This window comes from Conexibacter sp. W3-3-2 (genome assembly GCF_009707605.1).
GTDB classification, from domain to species: domain Bacteria; phylum Actinomycetota; class Thermoleophilia; order Solirubrobacterales; family Solirubrobacteraceae; genus Paraconexibacter; species Paraconexibacter algicola.
In genome coordinates this window covers 3670836-3689480 of sequence record NZ_WLYW01000001.1, presented here as the reverse complement: position 1 = coordinate 3689480, position 18645 = coordinate 3670836, and the positions used below count along the sequence as shown (strand labels likewise).

At 75.8% G+C, this 18645-nt stretch carries 12 protein-coding genes and 1 tRNA gene; 8 read left to right on the top strand and 5 right to left on the bottom strand.

The features are described 5' to 3' along the window. Positions 1–86 precede the first annotated feature (86 nt). Positions 87–2909 carry a LuxR family transcriptional regulator gene (locus tag GKE82_RS17795; protein WP_196189290.1) on the bottom strand — a complete coding sequence of 941 codons (2823 nt, stop codon included), beginning with the start codon at positions 2907–2909 and terminating at the stop codon, positions 87–89. A 148-nt stretch (positions 2910–3057) separates the two neighbouring features. On the opposite strand from GKE82_RS17795, the gene GKE82_RS17790 reads away from it, so the two are divergent. Together GKE82_RS17790 and GKE82_RS17785 are read left to right on the top strand one after the other, a co-directional pair. Further along, positions 3058–4050, top strand: a complete 993-nt coding sequence (locus GKE82_RS17790; protein ID WP_196189289.1) for a M23 family metallopeptidase — start codon at positions 3058–3060, stop codon at positions 4048–4050. Positions 4051–4131: 81 nt separating this feature from the next. Further along, positions 4132–4812, top strand: coding sequence for a CAP domain-containing protein (locus GKE82_RS17785; RefSeq protein WP_154734216.1), 681 nt, complete (start codon positions 4132–4134; stop codon positions 4810–4812). A gap of 8 nt (positions 4813–4820) precedes the next feature. On the opposite strand, the gene GKE82_RS17780 is transcribed toward GKE82_RS17785, so the two are convergent. Then, positions 4821–6458, bottom strand: coding sequence for a hypothetical protein (locus GKE82_RS17780; protein WP_154734215.1), 1638 nt, complete (start codon positions 6456–6458; stop codon positions 4821–4823). A 95-nt stretch (positions 6459–6553) separates the two neighbouring features. Between GKE82_RS17780 and GKE82_RS17775 the strand changes: the two genes are divergently transcribed. After that, positions 6554–6626: transfer RNA gene (locus GKE82_RS17775), tRNA-Phe, on the top strand. Between the two features lie 120 nt (positions 6627–6746). On the opposite strand, the gene GKE82_RS27255 is transcribed toward GKE82_RS17775, so the two are convergent. Then, a complete protein-coding gene (locus tag GKE82_RS27255; RefSeq protein ID WP_196189288.1) occupies positions 6747–7040 on the bottom strand; it encodes a hypothetical protein in 294 nt (97 codons plus the stop codon). Between the two features lie 113 nt (positions 7041–7153). Here GKE82_RS27255 and GKE82_RS27250 point away from each other — a divergent pair, with 113 nt between their 5' ends. From GKE82_RS27250 to GKE82_RS17760, 3 genes are all read left to right on the top strand, one after another. Beyond that, positions 7154–7594 (top strand): DUF488 family protein, encoded by a 441-nt coding sequence (locus GKE82_RS27250; protein WP_196189287.1) that lies wholly within the window; start codon positions 7154–7156, stop codon positions 7592–7594. Positions 7595–7648: 54 nt separating this feature from the next. Then, positions 7649–7951, top strand: a complete 303-nt coding sequence (locus GKE82_RS17765; RefSeq protein ID WP_154734213.1) for a hypothetical protein — start codon at positions 7649–7651, stop codon at positions 7949–7951. A 100-nt stretch (positions 7952–8051) separates the two neighbouring features. Next, a complete protein-coding gene (locus GKE82_RS17760) occupies positions 8052–8336 on the top strand; it encodes a hypothetical protein (RefSeq protein WP_154734212.1) in 285 nt (94 codons plus the stop codon). A gap of 18 nt (positions 8337–8354) precedes the next feature. Here the strand turns inward: GKE82_RS17760 and GKE82_RS17755 are convergent, their stop codons facing one another. Beyond that, positions 8355–8996, bottom strand: a complete 642-nt coding sequence (locus GKE82_RS17755) for a response regulator transcription factor (RefSeq protein ID WP_309233685.1) — start codon at positions 8994–8996, stop codon at positions 8355–8357. A 102-nt stretch (positions 8997–9098) separates the two neighbouring features. Between GKE82_RS17755 and GKE82_RS17750 the strand changes: the two genes are divergently transcribed. Further along, entirely contained in the window at positions 9099–10292 is a 1194-nt protein-coding gene (locus tag GKE82_RS17750) for an FAD-dependent oxidoreductase (RefSeq protein WP_154734211.1), read from the top strand. Positions 10293–10313: 21 nt separating this feature from the next. Here GKE82_RS17750 and GKE82_RS17745 read toward each other — a convergent pair whose 3' ends face one another. After that, a complete protein-coding gene (locus GKE82_RS17745) occupies positions 10314–15890 on the bottom strand; it encodes an ExeM/NucH family extracellular endonuclease (RefSeq protein WP_196189286.1) in 5577 nt (1858 codons plus the stop codon). A gap of 142 nt (positions 15891–16032) precedes the next feature. On the opposite strand from GKE82_RS17745, the gene GKE82_RS17735 reads away from it, so the two are divergent. Then, positions 16033–18612, top strand: coding sequence for a hypothetical protein (locus GKE82_RS17735; RefSeq protein ID WP_154734208.1), 2580 nt, complete (start codon positions 16033–16035; stop codon positions 18610–18612). Positions 18613–18645: the final 33 nt, after the last annotated feature.

Genomic DNA, 18645 nt, shown 5'->3' with positions numbered 1-18645 from the left:
CTGCCTTTCGGAGCGCGCCGGGGTGGGGTCCCCGTGCAGGCCCGATCCTGCCCGTCACCCGCAGGCATCTCATGAGTGGTGACCACTCATCTTTCGGGCTCGAGCGCGCCTGCGAGCTCGTGCCGGGAGCCGATCCCGAGCTTGCCGTACACGCGGCCGAGGTGGTTCTCGACGGTCCGCACGGACAGGACGAGCTCGGCGGCGATCTCGCGGTTCGTGCGCCCCGCGGCGGCCAGCCGGGCGATGCGGCGCTCGCCCGCGGTCAGCGCGGCGTCACCGCTGGTCCGCGCGCCGCGCGGCCGCGCCCCGGTGGCGAGCAGCTCCTCGCGGGCCCGGTCGGCGAGGGTCGCGGCACCGCAGCGGTCGGCGAGGTCGAGCGCCGCGCGCAGGGGGTCGCGGGCGTCGGTCTCGCGGCGCTCGCGGCGCAGCAGGCGCCCGAGGTCCAGCTGCGCGCGGGCCAGGTCCAGGCGGGCGGGCGAGCCCTCCAGCAGCGCGATGCCGGCGCGCAGCTGCTCGATCCCGCGGGGGCCGGCGGTGACGAGCCCGCTGGTGGCGAGCGCGAGCCCGCGCGCGGAGGGGACGTCCCACCGCTCGCTGCGGCGTAGCTGCTCGTCGGCGATCGTCCGCGCCTCCTCGCGGGCGTCGTGGGCCAGGGCCGCCTCGACGGCGGTGCGACGCCACGGCGTGCTGAGGTGCCCGAGCCCCAGGCGACGGTCGCGGTCCGCGAGTTCCTCGAGCGTGTCCCGCGCCTCCCGGGACCGGCCGCGGGCGAGCTGCAGCCGCGCGCGGGCGTCGAACGGTGCGCCGAGGAACGTCAGGTCGTGCAGCTGCGGCACGAGCCCCGCGCCGTCGAGCGCGGCCTGGGCCCCGGGGAGATCGCCGAGCTCGACCGCGGCGAGCGCCACGTACCCGGCCTGCGCCGGGCCGGCCATCCCCGGACTGACCTCGTGCAGCAGCGCGAGTGCCTCCTGCGCCGCGCGGTGCGTGCCGGGCACGTCGCCGCGCCGCCACAGCGCCACCGCGCGGAGGCCGAGCAGGCTGCTCGCGGCGAGGGTGGCGCCCTGCGCCCGGGCGAGCGCGAGCGCCTCCCCGAGCACCGGCTCGGCGAGATCGTGGCGGTCGGCGTCCAGCAGCACGTGCAGCGCGTGGTTGAAGCCGGTCGACAGCGGTCCCTCGGCGGCGAGCAGCCGCCCGTCCGCGAGCGCGCGCTGCGCGAGCGCGGCGGCGTCGCGGATGCGTCCCTGCAGCCAGCGTGCCGCGGCGAGCTCGGCGAGCACCGCGAGCTCCCCCGGGGTGTCGCCCGGCAGCGCGGCCCACTGCTCCAGGCGCTCCAGCTCCGGTCGGCCGTGCAGCGGGGCGAGCACGCCGATGGACGCCTGGTGGGCCCGGAGCCGCAGGGTCGTCTCGCGGTCGACGGTCCCGCGCGCGAAGGGCCGGTCGAGCAGCCGCAGGGCGCGCGCCGGATCGCCGGAGAAGAGCCGCAGCCGCGCAGCGTGCTCGAGGTGGACGGCGGCCGTCTCGCGCGTCGGCTCGAGCTCGGCGGCCTCCTCGAACCGGCGACAGGCCTCGTCGAGGTCGACGCCCTCGGCGGCGAGCGCCTGGCCGAGCAGCCCGAGCAGCCCGGGGCGGTCGGGGAGGGCGGGCGGCTCGGCGAGCGCCCGGTCGAGGTAGCGGCGGGCGGGCGTCGCGGCCCCCTGGGCGAGCGCGGTCACCGCAGCGGCGCGGAGCACGGCGACGACCTCCGGGTCGCCGGCCGCCTCGCAGCGCAGCAGGTGCGACGCGGCGCGGGTCGGCGGCTGCCCCTCCGCCAGCAGCGCGTCGGCCGCGCGTCGGTGCAGCCGGGCGCGCTGCGCCGGCGGCAGCTCATCGGACACGGCCTGCGCGACGATCGGATGGGTGAACCGCACCGGGCGACGCGGCGCGAGGATCCCGAGGCCCGCGAGCACGTCGACGGCGACCGCCACCTCGTCGCCGGGGCGGTCGACGAGCGCGGCGACGTGCCGGATCTCCGCCGCGGGGGCGAGGATCGACACGGCCTCGGCCACGGCCTCGATCGACGGCGGCAGCACGGAGAGGCGCAGGCGCAGCGACGCGGCGATCGACGCGGGGCCCAGGCCGCGGATCTCCGCCTCCGTGGCGGTCGCCGGGGTTCGCCCCGCGCGCTCGAGGCTCGTCACCACCTCGCCGACCAGGTACGGGTTGCCGGCGGTGACCTGGACGCAGGCGCGCACGACGTCGTCGCGCGGGGCGGGGGCGCCGTCGCGGGCCAGCAGCTCGCGCACGGCGGCGGGGCCCAGCGGGGCCGGCTCGACGAGCGCGTCGGGTGCGCGGGCGCGCAGGGCGGCCAGCAGGCGGGCGGTGTCGTCGCGGCCCGGGCGTCGCGGTCGGGCCGCGACGAGGAGCGCGAGCGGGTGCCGGTCGACCCGGGCGGCGAGCACGTCCAGGAGCCGCAGCGACGGCTCGTCGGCCCAGTGGGCGTCGTCGACCACGAGCAGCAGCGGCCCGTCCGCGAGCAGCGTGACGAGCACCCGGTGGAGCGCGTGGAGGACCGGGAACGGGCTGTCGGCCCCGGGCTGCGCGCGGCCCTCCAGGACCCCGGTCGCGAGCGCGGCGGGACCGTGCAGCAGCGCGAGGCGCTCGTCGAGGACGAACCCGAGCAGCTGCCGGACGATCCCGTAGGCGTCGCCCTGCTCGTGCAGCCCGCCGCGGGCGCGCAGCACCCCGAGCCCGCGGTCGGTCGCCGCGGCGACCGTGGCGTCCAGCAGCCGGGTCTTGCCGATGCCGGCGTGCCCCTCGACGAAGGCGAGTGCCCCGTGCCCGTCGGCGGCGGCGGCGCACAGGGCGTGCAGCCGCGCGAGCTCTGCCTCCCGCTGCAGCATCGGCCTGCCGGTGGGTCCCCCCGGGCTCACGTCCGCTCCACTATATGGCGCGTCCGGGGCCCGGTCGAGCCGCCGAACCTGCCGCTTCCCGGCGGAAACCTCCACCCGTTCCGCCCGAAACCTCCACAAGGCTGCACACCGGGGTGCGGTCGCGCGCGGGCGGGCCGATGGTCCGGTCGTGGCCGGTCCCCGCCAGTCCCTCCTGCCGACCTGCGCGCTCGTCGCGACGGTCGCCGGTGCGCTCGCGAGCTCCGCGGACGCGTCGGCCGGAGGCGCGCAGGTGCCGCCCACGCACGGTGGGTCGGGTGGAGCCGAGTACGGCCAGGTGGTCCTCTCGGCTCGGGATCCGCGGCCCGTGGCGCAGTCCCTTCGCGTCCGCCCGGGGAGCGTGACGGAGGGGACGACGCCGCCGCGGATCACCTTCCGCATCGAGCAGCAGGGGGTGCTGACGGTGCGGGCTCGACTCGTTCTCTGGCCGGCGCGTGGCACAGGGCAGGTGCTGCGCGTCGGTCTGGGACGGGTCCGGACCGGCCGGACGATCACGGTCCGCTGGCCGCGCGGGACGCGCCTGGTCGCCGGCCGCTACACGGTGCGCCTGCACGCCACCGGTCCGGGCGGCGGGACGCTGCTGCGCCGCGCCCGCGCGTCGGGACGGGCGAGCCTCGTGGTGCGCGCCGCCCCACGCCCCGCGGCGACCCCGACCCCGGCGGCGACCCCGACCCCGAGCGCCCCGCTCGTGCGGGCCGGCGGGGTGTTCCCGGTGCAGGGCCCGTGGAGCTTCGGCGGGGACGGCGCGCGCTTCGGCGCCGCCCGTGACGGGCACGTCCACCAGGGCCAGGACATCGTCGCGGCACGCGGCGTGCCGGTCGTCGCCCCGACGGCGGGCACCGTGCGCGCGGTCGACTACCAGCGGGACGGGGCGGGCTGGTACGCGGTGATCGACGCCGTCGACGGCCGCTCGTTCTTCTTCGCGCACTGCCGCGCGCAGACCGTCGTCGTGCGCGCCGGCCAGCCGGTGACCCCGGGACAGCGGGTCTGCGACGTCGGCAACACGGGCGCGTCGAGCGGGCCGCACCTGCACTTCGAGATCTGGACGGGCGGCTGGCGCGTGGACGCGCGCTCGACCCCGGTCGACCCGCTCCCGCAGCTGCGGGCGTGGGCCGGACGCTGACCGCGACACGCGCCGGACATCCGTCCACATCGGACGGCCGGATGTCGCAGGTGGGACGGCGAGCTGCCGACCGAGGTCGTGATGCGACCGATCCTTCAGCTGCTGCTCCTCCTCCTCGCCGCCGTCCTGCTCGTCGGCTCGGCCGCGCCCGCGTCCGCCGACGCGAAGGCGAAGCGCAAGCCGACCGCCTGCCAGGCCGCGAAGGCCAAGGCGAAGAAGTCCTCGAGCGCCGCGCGCAAGAAGGCCGTCCGGCGGGCGTGCCGCAAGCCGGTCCGCCGCCCGGTCCGGCCGGTGACGCCGACCCCGCCGGTGCAGGACGACGAGCCGGTCGACGAGACGCAGCCGCCGACCCCGGTGGACACGGTCGTCGAGACCGTGACGATCAGCGCGCTCGAGCAGGGCGTGATGGACTGCGCCAACCGCGAGCGCGCCGCGCGCGGGATCGGGCCGCTGCAGATCGACGCGTCGCTGACCCGGGCGGCGCGCGGCCACGCCGCCGACATGTCGCAGCGGTCCTACTTCTCCCACGAGACGCCCGAGGGCCGCACCCCGTGGGACCGGATCGAGGCGGCGCTCCAGGGCGCGCTCCCGTTCCGGGCGATGGGCGAGAACATCGCGATGGGCTTCTCCAGCGCCGAGGCGACGTGCCGCGGGTGGATGGCCAGCCCGGGCCACAAGCGCAACATCCTCGACCCGATCTACACGCTCATCGGTCCCGCCTGGGTCGACGGATACGCGGTCCAGAACTTCGGCACGCGGTAGCCGCGCGGCTACTCGTCCCCCTCGACGAGGCCGATCGAGCCGGAGACCGCCTCGGTCTCCCCGCGGGCCTGCAGGGTGACGGTCCCGAACGTGCCGAGCGCCTCGGCGAGGTCCGGTGAGAGGCCGACGAGGTCGATCGCCTCCTCGGCGCTGACCCGGGCGGTGAGGGCACCGCGCGCGCCCTCCGGCGGGGACTCGGGGAACGCGTCGGCGAGCGCCTGCAGGTCGGTGCTGTCGTCGGTGCTGACCACGAGCGCCTCGCCGAGCACGGCGACGCGCGCGAGCGGCCCGCCGTCCCGCTCCACGACGTAGGTGCCGTCGCCCTGGTCGCGCAGGGCGATCCCCGCGAGGTCGACCTCCCCGGAGACGCCGCCGGTGAGCGCCCCGCCCGCGGCGGCGCTCGGCAGGCGCCGCAGCACGTCCTCGATCATCTCGGGGTCGCGGACCTCGGCCCGGACCTCGACGCCCCCGCCGGGCCCGAGCGTGACCGTGGTGGTGCCCGTGAGCTTCAGCAGCAGCTGGGAGGACGGGTCGACGCGCGCGAGGCGGCGCAGGCTCGACTCGACCCCGTCGACCTGCGCGGCGAGCTCGGGCGCGGTGGAGCGCAGGGTGCGGCGCACGAACTCGATCGTGTGCGCGACGTTGCGGATCCCGACGACGACCGGCGCGTCCTCCTGCGCCGCGGGCGACGCGGTCCCCGGACCGGTGGCGATCGGCACGTCCCCGTCGGTCACGCTCTCCGGGTCGGTGGCGAGCCGGAAGCGGACGTCGAGCCCGTCCTCGGACGGCACGAGCGCCAGGGCGACGCGCCGCAGCGCGCCGAGCCACGGCACCTCGAGCTCGCTGAGGTCGGCGTCCTGCAGCTCCTCGACGTCGGCGGCGATGCGCGCGACGGCGGCGCCACGGCCGGGCAGGCCGGCGAGCCGCTCGCGCAGGCCGACGGGCGTGAGCGCCCCGGTCCCGTCGCCGCCGGTGGCGCCGCCGCCGCGGGTCGCGCGCGCGTGGAGCGTGAGCGCCTGTCCGAGGTCGGTCCGGGAGCCGGTCGCGACGAGCACCGGGCCGTCGACCGCGAGCGACGCGCCGTCGGTGCGCGTGTAGCGGTCGAAGCCGCGGCTCTCCCCGTCGCGCTGCAGCATCCCGGTGCCGGTCATGCGGTCGAGCATCGCGTCGAGGCCGGCCCGGTCGCGCACGACGGTCGCGACGCGCACGTGCTCGGCGAGGCGGCGCGGGGACGGCACGCGGAACGGCAGGCCGGCGGGTGCGGGCGTCGCGTCCTCGCGCGGGAGCTCGGTGGCGGTGACCACGAGCGGGTTGCCGAGCAGCGGCAGCAGCTCGGCCTGGAGCTCCTGGTCGCCGAGCAGCTCGCCCAGCGCGCCGCTCGCGAGCGCCGCGCCCGGGATCCGCCCGCCGAGCGCTTGGAGCGCGGCGGCGGGACCGGCCGCCGTGTCCGTCTCGACGACCCCGACCAGCGGCGCGTCCGTGGGCACGAAGGTCAGCGCCTCCGCGAGCGGGTCGGCGATCTCCGCGGTCGCCGCGCTGCCGCTCCCGCCGTCGTCGTCGCCGCCCCCGGTCACGATCAGCACCAGCAGACCGAGGAAGACCGCGACCACGACGATCGGGATCAGCGTGAGGGTGCGCGGCGACATGGGGCTGCGAGCGTAACCGCTCCCGACCCCACGGATGGGACGCCCGACCGTCGGAGCGCAACGCTCGCGGGAGTCCCGCTATCCTGTGCAGCCCTGGCGCCTTAGCTCAGTTGGTAGAGCACACGACTGAAAATCGTGGTGTCCCCGGTTCAAGTCCGGGAGGTGCCATCCCCGAGGGCCCCGCGATGCGGGGCCTTCCGCGTTCCGGGGCGAGGACGCGCGGGACTTGTCACGCACCCGGTCCTGCCGCCCGCCGCCTTCGGCGGTGGTGTCGCTCGATCCAGGGACCTACAGCAGCACGGGCGCGAGCGCGGCGAAGCCGAGGACCACGAGCACGAAGAGCGCGCCGAGCACCAGCGCGCCGACGGGCGGGCGACGCGTGGTGCGGGTGGTGTCGATCGGGGGCGCGTCCCCGTAGATGGCGGTCACCGTCGCGGCCGCGCCGTGCGGACGCCAGGCCTCGTCGACGTGCCAGCGGCAGCGCAGCGTCACCAGCCGGTCCGGGGTCGCGACGCGGTACTCCGCGTCGCGACGGCACCCGGGGTGCGCGCAGACGGGCGTGGTGTCGGGCTCGGCGCTCATCACCGGGGACCATCGCACGCCGCCCACGCTCCCGCGGGCCGGTCCTGTCCATCCGGCGCCGGCTCTCGCCGTGGCCCGGCTCCTCCCGCCGCGGCGACGGGTACACCATGACCATGGCCCCGCGCATCTGGACGATCGGCTACGAGGGAGTGCGGTTGGAGGAGCTCGTCACCGAGCTGCAGGCCGCCGGGGTGCGGCGCGTGCTCGACGTGCGGTTCCGGCCGCAGTCGCGCCGCGCCGGGTTCTCCAAGACGCGGCTCGGCGCGACCCTTCAGGAGGCGGGCATCGCCTACGAGAACCGGCGCACGCTCGGCACGCCCCCGGACATCCGCTGGCTCTACCGCAACCGGCGGGCGCAGGAGGGCGCCGAGCAGTACCGCGCACACCTGCGCGACACGGCGGCGCAGGAGCTCGACGCGCTCGCCGCCGAGCTCGACGAGGGCCCGGCCACCGCGCTGCTGTGCTTCGAGGCGCAGCCGCACGAGTGCCACCGCCGCCAGGTGACCGACGCGCTGCGCGAGCGCCGCCCCGAGCTCGTCGTGATCGACCTGTAGACCGGCCAGATTGCGCGACCGTCAGACCCGGCCCGCCCGGGGCGACCCGTCCCCATGGGCACCTTCGGACTCCTGCACTGCACCGGCGCCGGCTGCGCGGCGCCCGACGTCCCGCTGACCGTCGGTCCGGGCTTCCTCGTCGAGCGCGTCGTACGGGCCTGCGGTGGCTGCGGTCGCGCACGATCGGTCGGTGCCGATCCCGCCGGCGCGCCGGACGAGCCGTGCCCCGACTGCGGCGCGACGGCCGTCCGCGTCGACGCCGCGCTCGAGCGGCTCGTGACCGGCCGGACCGCCACGGTGCCGTGCAGCCGCTGCGGCGCACCGCTCACGTGGCAGTTCCGGGGTCTGTGGGACTGAGCGGGCGACCGGACCACGGAGCCGACCTGCGGGAAAGCCCGCACCCGGACCGGTGGCCGCCCCGGACGTGCGGGCGTCCCGCGGGGCGGAGCATGGAGCCATGTTCCTCATCACCCGCTCCCCGGGCGCCTTCATCGCCCTCGCCGCCGCGGTCGTGTACGGCGTCGTGGCCGCCGAGATCTGGATGTGGACGGTCGCCAGCACCGCCGCGGTCGCCGCGGTCCTCGCGCTGATCGCCGTCTGCGCGGTCCTCATCTGCCGGTCGGTCGTGGCGCTCATGGCCGACGACGCGGCGCCTGTCCCGTCGACCGCCCCGGCGGCGGTCGACGCCCGTCCCGCCCCCGCGCGCTCCGCGCGGCCGCGGCTGCGGCCCGTGGCGCACTGATCGCTGCCGACGCCGGCCTCAGTCCGGCGTCAGCAGGCCGTGGTCGAGGGCGTAGCGGACCAGCTCCGCCCTCGAGCTGCGGCCCAGCTTCTGCTGGACGTGGGTCCGGTGCGTCTCGACCGTCCGGACCGACAGGAAGAGCTGCTGCGCGATCTCGGGGTTCGTGTGCCCGAGGGCGATCAACCGCAGCACCTCGCGCTCTCGAGGGGAGAGGTCGTCCGGCGGACCCTGCGGGGTCTCGGGGAGCGTCGCGAGGCGCGCCCCGAGGCTCGGGGTCAGGTACGTGCGTCCCTCCGCCGCGCTGCGGACCGCCTCGACGAGCTCGGTGTCCGCCGCCTCCTTCAGCACGTACCCGCAGGCGCCCGCGCGCAGCGCCCGGCGCGCGTACTCGGGGTCGTCCTGCATCGTCAGGATCACCGTCCGCGTGCCCGGGGACCGCTCCCCCACTCCCGGGATCGCGTCGAGGCTCGACGTCGTCCCCGGCATGTTGAGGTCGAGCACGAGCACGTCGGGCTTGTGGCCCAGGACGGCGCGCAGCATCCCGTCGACGTCCGCCGCCTCGGAGAGCACGGCGAAGTCCGGCTCGGCCTCCAGCAGCAGGCGCAGACCGGAGCGCACGACGCCGTGGTCGTCGGCGAGGACGATGCGGATCTCGCTCACACCCCCGATGCTAGCCCGCGGACCCCGGTCCGTAGTGGACACGGACCGCGGCGAGCGTCCCGCCCGGATGGCGCGACCGCCGGCCCGCGGCAGGATCGGGCCATGTCCAGTGAAGCCCCCGTCCCGCCCATCCGCGTCGTGGTCGTCGGCGGCGGCGTCGCCGCGCTGGAGGCGGTGCTGGCCCTCCGCGCGTTCGCCGCGGACGCCGTCGACCTCACGCTCGTGGCCCCCGAGCCGGTGTTCGAGCTGCGCGCCCTGCAGACCGCTGCGCCGTTCGGTCGCGGCAGCGCGGACGGGATCGCCCTGCGCGAGCTGCTGGCCGAGCTCGACGGCACGTTCGTGCGGGCCGCGGTCGTCGCGGTCGACGCCGACCGGCGTCGCGTGCGATGCGCCGACGGCCTGGAGATCCCCTACGACACGCTCGTGCTCGCGCTCGGCGCCACCGCGGTCCCGGCGTTCTGCGCCGCGACGACGCTCGGCGCCGGGCGCCGCCCGCTCGGCGAGCTCGTCGCCGACCTGCACAGCGGCCGGGCGCGCTCGGCGGCCTTCGTCGTGCCGCGCGGGGCGACGTGGCCGCTGCCGCTCTACGAGCTGGCGCTGATGACCGCGGAGGCGCTGACCGTCCGGCGGCCCGGCACGCAGCTGCACCTCGTCACGCCCGAGCTGCAGCCGCTGTCGGTGTTCGGCCCCCAGGGATCGGTGGTGGTGGCCGAGCTGCTGCGCGACGCCGGGATCACCGTGCACCGGGGCGTCGCCGCGGAGGTCCGTGCGGGCGGCATCGTCGACACGGGGTTCGATCCCGTGCTGCGCGTCGACCGCGTGCTCGCGCTCCCCGCGCTCGAGGGCCCGCGCCTGGACGGGGTGCCCGCGACCGCGCAGGGGTTCGTGCCCGTGAGCGACCACGGGGTGGTCGACGGCCTCGACGGCGTCTACGCCGTCGGCGACATGACGGACCGGCCGGTCAAGCAGGGCGGACTCGCCTGCCAGCAGGCGGAGGCCGCCGCGGCGCACATCGCCTGGGAGCTCGGGCGCCTGGACGTCCTGCCGCCGTTGCGGCAGGTGCTCCGCGGGCGGCTGCTCACCGGACGGCGCGACCGCTTCCTCGAGCGCCAGGGTCCGCGCGACGTCGGCTCGGTGGGTGCCGAGCCGCTGTGGTGGCCGCCGAGCAAGGTCGCGGGCCGCCACCTGGCCCCGTACCTCGAGGGCCGCGGGCTGGTGCGGCTGCCGCTGCAGGCGGGCCCGGGTGCCCCCGGCCTGGACCTCGAGATCCCCGTGCTCGCGCCGGCGCCCACGTGAGGGCACCGGCGCAGCACCGGCTCAGCGCGCGGTCCGCACGCAGCTCTTGACGCGGACCGTCGCCGTGACACGGCGGCCGGTCGTGGTGCGACCGACGAGCCGCACCGTGTAGGTCGCCTCGCGCAGGCCCCGCAGGTCGATCGTGGCGACGAGGACGCGCCCGCGCTTGCGGAGCGTGACCGCCCGACCGCGGAACGTCGCGGTGCCCGACCGCAGCGTCTGGCCCTTCTTCGGGCGCAGCGTGACGGTGACGCGGCGGTTGCCGACGCACGCCGCCGGTCCCTGGCCGCTCACCGGCGGCTGGGGCGTGGTGCCCGGGCCGGGGGTCGGCTGCGGGGTCGTCGGCGTCTGGCCCGTGCCCGGGGTGCCCGGGGTCGGGGTCGGGGTGCCGGGCGTCGGCTCGGGGGTCACGGGCGTCGGGGTCGGCTGCGGCGTCGGATCGGGGTCTGGGGTCGGGGCCGCGCCGACCGTGTACGTGAACGTCGAGGACGCGTCCTGCAGGAACGTGCTCCCGTCGTACCTCGCGGTCAGCTCGCTCGGTCCGGAGGCGAGTCCCGAGGAGGCCACCGGCACCGTGGCGCGGCCGTCGGATCCGAGCGGGGCGCTGCCCAGCTCGGCAGCCCCGCGCAGGATCCGCACGGTGCCGGTCGGCGTCGTGCCGGCCGGCGTGCTGACGGTGACGACGACGGTCCCGTTCTGACCGAACGGCACCGCGGTCGTGGGCGCGGACACCGTGGCCGGGGCCTTCGTGACGGTCACGGTGATCGTGGTCGTCTGCGCGTCGTAGACGCCGCCACCGCCGTAGGCGACGGTCACCGTCCGCGTGCCCGGGTCGAGCGAGCGGGCGGGGAGCGTCAGCGTCGCGGTGCCGCCGGCGCCCAGGGTGCCGTCGACCAACCGCGTGGTGCCGTCCCGTAGCTCCACCGTGCCCGTCGGGGTCCCCGCGTTGCCGTCGACGGTGACCGGGATGGCGAGCGTCTGGCCCCAGACGACGCTCGCGCCCGTGGCGGTGACCGCCTGGCGGCGGGCGACGGTGATCGGCACGACCGCCCGGGTGCCCGTCGTGGCGCCTTCGACGACGAGATCGGCCGGGCCGGCGGGCGCGTTCGCCGGGACGGTCACGCTGACGCTCGCCGTCCCGATCTCGTCGTCCGGCGTCGTCCCGGCGGTGGTGGTCACCGGGAAGGTCCCGAGCGTCGCGCTGCCGAGCTTGACCGTGACGTTCGCGTCCTTCGCGTCGTCGGCCGTCGACATCGAGAGCGAGCTCAGCGAGAACGCGACCGTCGCGCCCGGCGCGTAGGACGCGGGCGCCCCGCTCGGGAACCGCACGCCGACTGCGCGCTGCGACGCGTCGAGCGCCAGCGGCGGCTGCACGCCGCTCGCCATCGCGGCGAAGTAGTCGACCATCGCCTGCAGGTCCGTCCGGCCGGTGTCCTGCTTGCCGGTGCCGCCGGCGAACGCGCTGAAGTTGTCACCGCCGCTGGCGAGGAAGGAGTTGACGGTCACCGAGAACGTCTGCGTCGGGGTGACCGGGACGCCGTCGACCCGGATGCCCGTGATCCGGGACCCCTGCGGCAGCGCCGCGTCGTACGTGTAGGTCAGCGCCTTGGAGATCCCGAGCTTCAGGAAGGGGCGCGACGCCCCGGCCGGCTGCCATTGCTGCTCGAGCGCCGCCTTGATCTGGGCGCCGGTGAGGTCCATGTTCACCAGGGTGTTGGCGAACGGCTGCACGGTCGCCGCCTGGCGGAACGTGACGTCGCGCGGCAGTGCACCGGCGACACCGGCCAGGTCGGCGCGCAGACCGCCCGGGTTCATGAATGCGAGCTGCGCCGAGCCGGACTCGGCGTTGCGGGTCGCCCAGCGCTGCACCTCGGCGACGAGGTTGCCCAGGCTCGACTCGCCGCCACGGTTCTCCGCGGCGGTCGAGAGCTTGGCGCGGTTGAACGGCGCTCCGATCCGACCGAGCACCTGGGCGCCGAGCACCTCGGCGTTGGCGACCGCCGCGTCGACGATCGTCTTCGTCGGGCCGTCGAGCGGGTAGTTGGCCGGGCCGGCGTTGGCCGCCTTCAGGCGCAGGATCGACTGGCTGCGGGCCTGCACGATCCCCGTCCCGGGGTCGACCGTGAAGGTGAGCTTGTTGAGGTTCGAGCCGTACTGGCCCGCGGAGACCACGGGCCGCGTCGTCACCGGGCGGGAGGCCCAGCCGGCGACCGGGAACGAGCAGTCGTAGGCCAGGTGCGTGTGGCCCGAAACGATCGCGTCCACGTCGTCGCTGACCCCGGTGATGATCCGCGCGAAGTCGGAGGCCGGATCGCTGGCCATGGTCTCGCAGGCGGTGCTCGGCGCGCCCTCGTGGACGAGCAGGACGACGACGTCGGCGCCGGCGGTCTTCAGGTCCGCGGCGGCGACGTTGGTCTCCTGGACGATGTCGGTGACCTTGATGTCCGCGATCCCGGCGGGCGAGACGAGCTCGTCGAGGTGCTCGGTCACCGCGCCGACGAAGCCGACCTGCACCCCGTCCATCTCCTTGATCCACGTGCCCTCGAGTGCCCGGGAGTTGGAGGCCTTGAAGCGGACGTTCGCGCCGAGGTACTTCCAGCGGGCACCGCCCTTCGCGGCGTTCAGGTTCATGACACGGTTCACGAGGTCGTCGTAGCCCTGGTCGAACTCGTGGTTGCCGACCGCCGAGACCTCGAGACCGGCCTCGTTCAGCGCGTCGATCGTCGGCTTGTCCTGGTCGATGAACGAGTCGAAGGTCGTCGCGCCGATGAGGTCACCCGCCGCGGCGAAGACCGTGTTGGGGTTCTGCGCGCGGAGCTGCTTGACCGCCCCGGAGAGGACCGCTGCGCCCGCCGCGGTCGACTGCGGGTCGTCGACCAGGCGGCCGTGGAAGTCGTTGGTCCCGAGGATCTGGACCTCGACCGGCGGACGTGCCGGCAGGTCGATCCCGACGACCTCCGGGTTGTGGTCGGAGGAGCGGTAGGGCCCCGCGTCGTAGAGGTTCGTGACGTTGGCGTTGAAGCGGCCGTACTCGTAGAAGACGGACTCGTTGGCGTTGATCTGCCAGACGTCGACACCGGCGACGTCGGTCTTCGCGGCCGCGTTGGCGAGCACGTGGTCCAGCGACCCGTCGAGGCCCCCGAAGTTGTAGCTCTCGCGGGTCGGGTCGTCGGCCTCCAGGGCGTCGTAGCCGGCGTCCTCGAGGACCTGGATCGGGTCCTCCTTGGAGTACGCGTTGAAGTCGCCGGTGAGGAAGACGCGGTCGACGCCACGCGCGGTCTTCAGGTCGTTGGCGAAGGTCACGAGCGCCTGGGCCTGCGCGACGCGGTCGGGGTTGGCGAGCCCCTGGCCGGTGCCGTCGTCGGCCCCGGAGCCCTTGGACTTGAAGTGGTTGGCGACGACGAGGTAGCCCTGGCTGTCGGGGCGCCCGACCGCCTTGAAGACCTGGCCGAGCGGCTCCCGCGCGTTGGCGAACGCGGCGCTGCCGGTCAGGACCTTCGAGGGGCCGACGAGCGCGACCTTCGCGGGCTTGTAGATGAACGCCGGCCGGATGACGTCCTGCTCGGCGAGGTCGGGCAGCTCCGCCGCGGGCGGGGACGGGACGGCCGCCCAGGTGCCGGCGCCCTGCGCGGCGTTCAGGGCGCTGACGAGCGCGCCCAGCGCGAAGTCGCGCGACTTGCCGAACTTCACGGAGTTCTCGATCTCCTCGAGCGCGACGACGTCCGCGCCGAGCTTGCCGATCGCGTCGACGATCTTGTCGCGCTGCCGGGCGAGGTTGGTGTCGTTCGCGGCCCCGCGCGGGCCGCTGGCCCCGCAGTCACGGGTCGTCGTGCGCTGCCCGGCCCGGTCGGTGAAGTACGTGCAGCTCCCGAGGCCCGAGGAGACGAACTCCTCACCGGTGGTCGGGAAGAAGTTCAGGACGTTGAAGGTGGCCAGGCGGATGTCCCCGCCGACCGCGGCGGGGGCGGCCGGGCGGTCCTGCTCGAAGGCGACCTTGTCGGTCGACGCGCCCTGCGCCTGGGACTGCGGGAGCACCCGCCAGGTGCCGAAGCCGTAGGTGAGGACGACCGGCTTGGGGAACGTGACGGCGGCGCCGACGCGCACGGTGTTCGTCGGGGTCAGCCACGGGTACGGCTGGCCGGTCTGCGTCGTGTAGTTCACGGTCGCGCCGTCGTCCAGCACGATGCGGTGGGCGTCGTTGTAGCGGGTGCGGGCGGTGATCAGCGCGGACTCGGTCTGGGCGTCGTGGACCTCGGTGGGCTGCACGAGCGCGCGGTCGCTGCCGGCCGCCAGGCCGATCTCGCCGAAGAAGTTCGAGGAGGTGCTCGGGAACGGCGAGCCGTCGTAGGAGTCGGTGACGGTCCAGTCGGCGGTCGGCTGGAACAGCTCGCCCTCGTGCGGCTCGCGGGCGGCGTCGAGCGCGGTGCCGGCGAGGCAGTCGGTGCCCGGGAGGGCGCAGTCGGTGCCCGGAACGGTCGTCCTGGGCGTCACGGTGCCGGTGACCGACGGGGCGGCGGCGACGCTCGTGGCGGTGATCTGGGTGACGGTGTTGAACTCGCTGACCGTGCCGGTGACGCGGACGGGGTCCCCGACCGCCGGGGAGGTCGCGAACCCGGTCGATCCGCCGTAGACGAAGATCGCGTCGGAGGCGCCCGGGGTGTCCGGGGTGTCCGGGGTGCCCGGGGTCTGGAGGTAGAAGCCGTTGAGGCCACCGGTCGGGTAGGAGGCGGTGACGACGCCCTCGGTGGTGACGGTCTGGCCGTCGAGCGGGCTGGTCGCCCCGGTCCCCTGGATCTCGGCGATCGGCCGCACCGTCGGCGGCTCGGGCGTCGGGGTCGGCGTGGGTGTCGGCGTCGGCGTGGGGGTCGGCGTCGGCTCCGGGTCGACGGTCGCGGCGGTCGAGCTGACCGTCAGGTCGTCGATGCCGACCCACTCGTCGGAACCGGTCGCGTTGGAGGTGAGGATCCGGATGTCGACCGTGGCCTGGCCGTCCGTCGCGTCGGGAAGCGTCACGGTGACGGGGGTGACGAGGGTCGCGGCGGACGGGCCGGTCGTGGCGTCGGAGATGTACCCGTCAGTGGCTGCCATGCCGGCGCGGGTGAACGCACCGCTGGTTCCGAGGCGGTACTGGACGGCGATCTGCTGCACAGCGTTGTCCGCCGAGCCGTCGATGTCGCGGGCGTTGAAGGTCAGCGTCGTGTCCTTGCGACCGGTGGCGCTGACGCGCAGGACGAGGTTCGGGGCGGTCGCCGTGCCGGATCCCTGGAGCGCGACGACCGGGTCCGTGATCGCGAACTCGGCGACGCCCCCCGTCGTGACGGTGTTGGGGTTCGTCTGGTTGGCGATGACGTCCTCGTCCGTCGTCGACGCCGTGATCGAGCGCGGATCCGCGTCCGTCGCGGAACCGACGTTGCCGAGGTAGCCGGTGATGGATGGGACCCCGGTCCAGTTGTCGTTCGCAGTGATCAGACCCGCGTTCGTCCAATTCTGATTCAGCGATCCGGCGGAGAGCGAATGGGTGGCGGTGTCGGCCACAGCGGTCGCCGGGAGCGCGGCGAGGCAGCAGAGGACGGCAGGGACCAGCGACTTGGGGATCACGGGCGGCGACGCTAGTCGCGGCTTCCCGGCCTCCCGTTACCGCACCGTGACCGGCCGGTGAACGTCCGGTGACCGTGGCGCACCGACGGTCAAGCGCGACGCGCAGTCACACGAACGTGACCGTTCATGTAAGACTCGCGGCATGCGCGCCGGCTCCCGGGTCCTCGTCCTCCTCGCCACCGCGGCGTCCGTCGCCGGCGCCACCGCCGCGAGCGCCGCCGCTGCGGGCCCGCCCGACCGCTACGGCTTCCAGGGCGGCTGCTTCACGCTCACCGCACCCGACGGCGCCCCGGTCGCCGGGCCGCTGCGCTTCCAGGCCACCCGCCTGGGCGGCTACCTGCTGCTCACCGGCGACGGGCGGTTCCTGACCGCCACGGGCGACGGCACGACCGCGGCGCCCGGCCCGTCCCCGGCCGGGGACTGGACCGTCACCGAGGTGCCGGGCGGCGGCTTCAGGCTCTCCCCGTCCACCGACCCGGGACGCGCGCTGGGCCGCGACGGCACCACGGTCGCCGCGACCTCCGCCCCGGCGGTCCGGGCCGCCCCGGCAGAGGGCTGCCCGCGGTTCCCCGAGGCCGAGCTGAACGCCACCGGCACCCCGGCGCGCGGCACCACGAGCTACGGGGAGACCCGCGGCTTCATGGACGGCCACATGCACTGGATGACCTACCTGTACTTCGGCGGGCGCTTCCACTGCGGCGCGCCGTTCCACCCGTACGGGATCACGCGCGCGCTGCCCGACTGCGAGGAGATCGAGGGGCCCCGAGGGGCGGCCGCCCCGTTCCAGAACCTGCTCAGCTACGGGTCGCCGGTCGCGCCGCACAGCACCGCCGGGTACCCGACGCTCGACTCCTGGTCGCGGACGAACCTCACCTACGAGGGCACGTACTACAAGTGGGTCGAGCGGGTCTGGATGTCCGGCATGCGCCTGATGGTCATGGGCGTCAACGAGAACCGGATCCTCTGCCTGCTGCAGACCAACCGCGACCAGCCGTGCGACGAGATGGAGACGGTGCGCCGCTCGGTCCGGTCGATCCGGCAGATGGAGGAGTACGTCGACGCGCTCAACGGCGGTCCCGGCAAGGGCTGGTTCCGGATCGTCACCGACCCGTTCGAGGCCCGGAAGGTCGTCAACGCGGGAAAGATGGCGGTCGTCCTGGAGATGGAGCTCAGCGAGCCGTTCGGCTGCTCGGGCGTCGAGGCCCCGACGTGCGACGCCGCGAAGATCGACCGGGACATGGCCGAGCTGCACCGGCTCGGCGTCCGCTCCTCCCTGCTCGTCGGCAAGTACGACAACCCGCTCGGCGGGGTCCGGTTCGACGAGGGGACCTCCGGGATCATCGTCAACCTCGGCAACCGGCTGAGCGCCGGGCGCTGGTGGGACGCGAAGACGTGCGAGCCGGGCACGGCGCTGACCGACAACGAGGTCCCGACGCAGGGCGGCCCGGTGCCCGAGGCGCTGAAGGAGGCCGGCGTGCCCGGCGGCACGCTGCCCGCCTACCCGCCCGGCCCGCACTGCAACACGCGCGGCCTGACCGACCTCGGCGCGCACGCGGTGCGGCGGCTGATGGAGCGCGGCTGGATCGTCAACCCCGACCACATGTCGCAGGCCGCCGTCGACGCGACGCTGACGCTCGCCGAGGCGAAGGGCTACTCGGGCGTCATCAGCCCGCACTCCTGGATGGACCCGGACAACTGGCCGCGGCTGCGCCGTCTCGGCGGCCTCGCCTACCCGCAGGCGTCCTCGGCCGGTCGCTTCGTGGAGCGGTGGAAGGAGTACCGCCCGAAGGACGGCGAGTCCCCGTTCTACTTCGGCTGGGGCTTCGGCGCGGACCTCGGCGGCCTCGCCGAGCAGGGCGCACCGCTGCCGCAGGACTCGCCGGCCAGGGTCACGTACCCGTTCCGCTCGCTCGACGGACGCGTGACGTTCGAGCGCCAGCGCACCGGCAGCCGCACGTTCGACTACGCCCGCGAGGGCGTCGCGCACTACGGCCTGTACGCCGACTGGGTCGAGGAGGTCCGCAAGCTCGGCGGGCCGCAGATCGCCGAGGACCTGCTGCGCGGCACCGAGGCGTACCTGCAGATGTGGGAGCGCACGAACGGCATCGCACCGCTGACCTCGCGCGAGCCGCGGCAGCGGCTGACCCGCCGCGGCCTCGGCACGATCCGGCTCGGCGCCACCCCGGACGCGCTGCTGCGCGCGGCGGGCCAGCCCGAGCGGCGCGGCCGCGCGTGGACGTGGGGCGTGCGCGGCGCGCGGTCCGCCCGGACCCGCGCGGTCGCGGTCGTCGGGGCGCGCAGCGGCCGCGTCGACCTCGTCGCCTCCAGCGCGCCCGGGCACGAGGCGGGCGGCGTGCGGCCGGGCACGGCGGCGGGCGCGCTGCTGCGCCGGCCGGGCGTGCGGCGCCTGACGGGCGGGATCGTCGCGCGGCGCGCGGGCGCCACGACCTACGCGTACCGCGTGTCGCGTGGGCGCGTGCAGGCCGTCGGCGTGACCACGAGTCGCGCCGCGCGCGGCAGCGGCCGCGATCTGCGGGGCGCGTTCGCGCAGGTCCCGCGCCGCTTCGCGGCCGTCGCACCGGACCCGGCCGTCGCCGCGGCCGCGATGCGGATCCGGCCGGTCAGCGAGACGGCGTCGCGCACGCTCGCCGCCCGCGACGGCGCGAGCGCGGCCGCCCCGGCGTTCGGCCTGGTCTGCAAGCTCGGCCTCATGCAGGACTGAGCTCCCGCCGGGCGCGGTCCGGCCCGGCCTCTG

Bases quoted from the DNA above. Each gene is read 5' to 3' on its own strand.
- GKE82_RS17785 (WP_154734216.1), top strand. From the start codon at position 4,132: ATGCGACCGATCCTTCAGCTGCTGCTCCTCCTCCTCGCCGCCGTCCTG.
- GKE82_RS17780 (WP_154734215.1), bottom strand. From the start codon at position 6,458: ATGTCGCCGCGCACCCTCACGCTGATCCCGATCGTCGTGGTCGCGGTC.
- GKE82_RS27255 (WP_196189288.1), bottom strand. From the start codon at position 7,040: ATGAGCGCCGAGCCCGACACCACGCCCGTCTGCGCGCACCCCGGGTGC.
- GKE82_RS27250 (WP_196189287.1), top strand. From the start codon at position 7,154: ATGGCCCCGCGCATCTGGACGATCGGCTACGAGGGAGTGCGGTTGGAG.
- GKE82_RS17765 (WP_154734213.1), top strand. From the start codon at position 7,649: ATGGGCACCTTCGGACTCCTGCACTGCACCGGCGCCGGCTGCGCGGCG.
- GKE82_RS17760 (WP_154734212.1), top strand. From the start codon at position 8,052: ATGTTCCTCATCACCCGCTCCCCGGGCGCCTTCATCGCCCTCGCCGCC.
- GKE82_RS17750 (WP_154734211.1), top strand. From the start codon at position 9,099: ATGTCCAGTGAAGCCCCCGTCCCGCCCATCCGCGTCGTGGTCGTCGGC.
- GKE82_RS17735 (WP_154734208.1), top strand. From the start codon at position 16,033: ATGCGCGCCGGCTCCCGGGTCCTCGTCCTCCTCGCCACCGCGGCGTCC.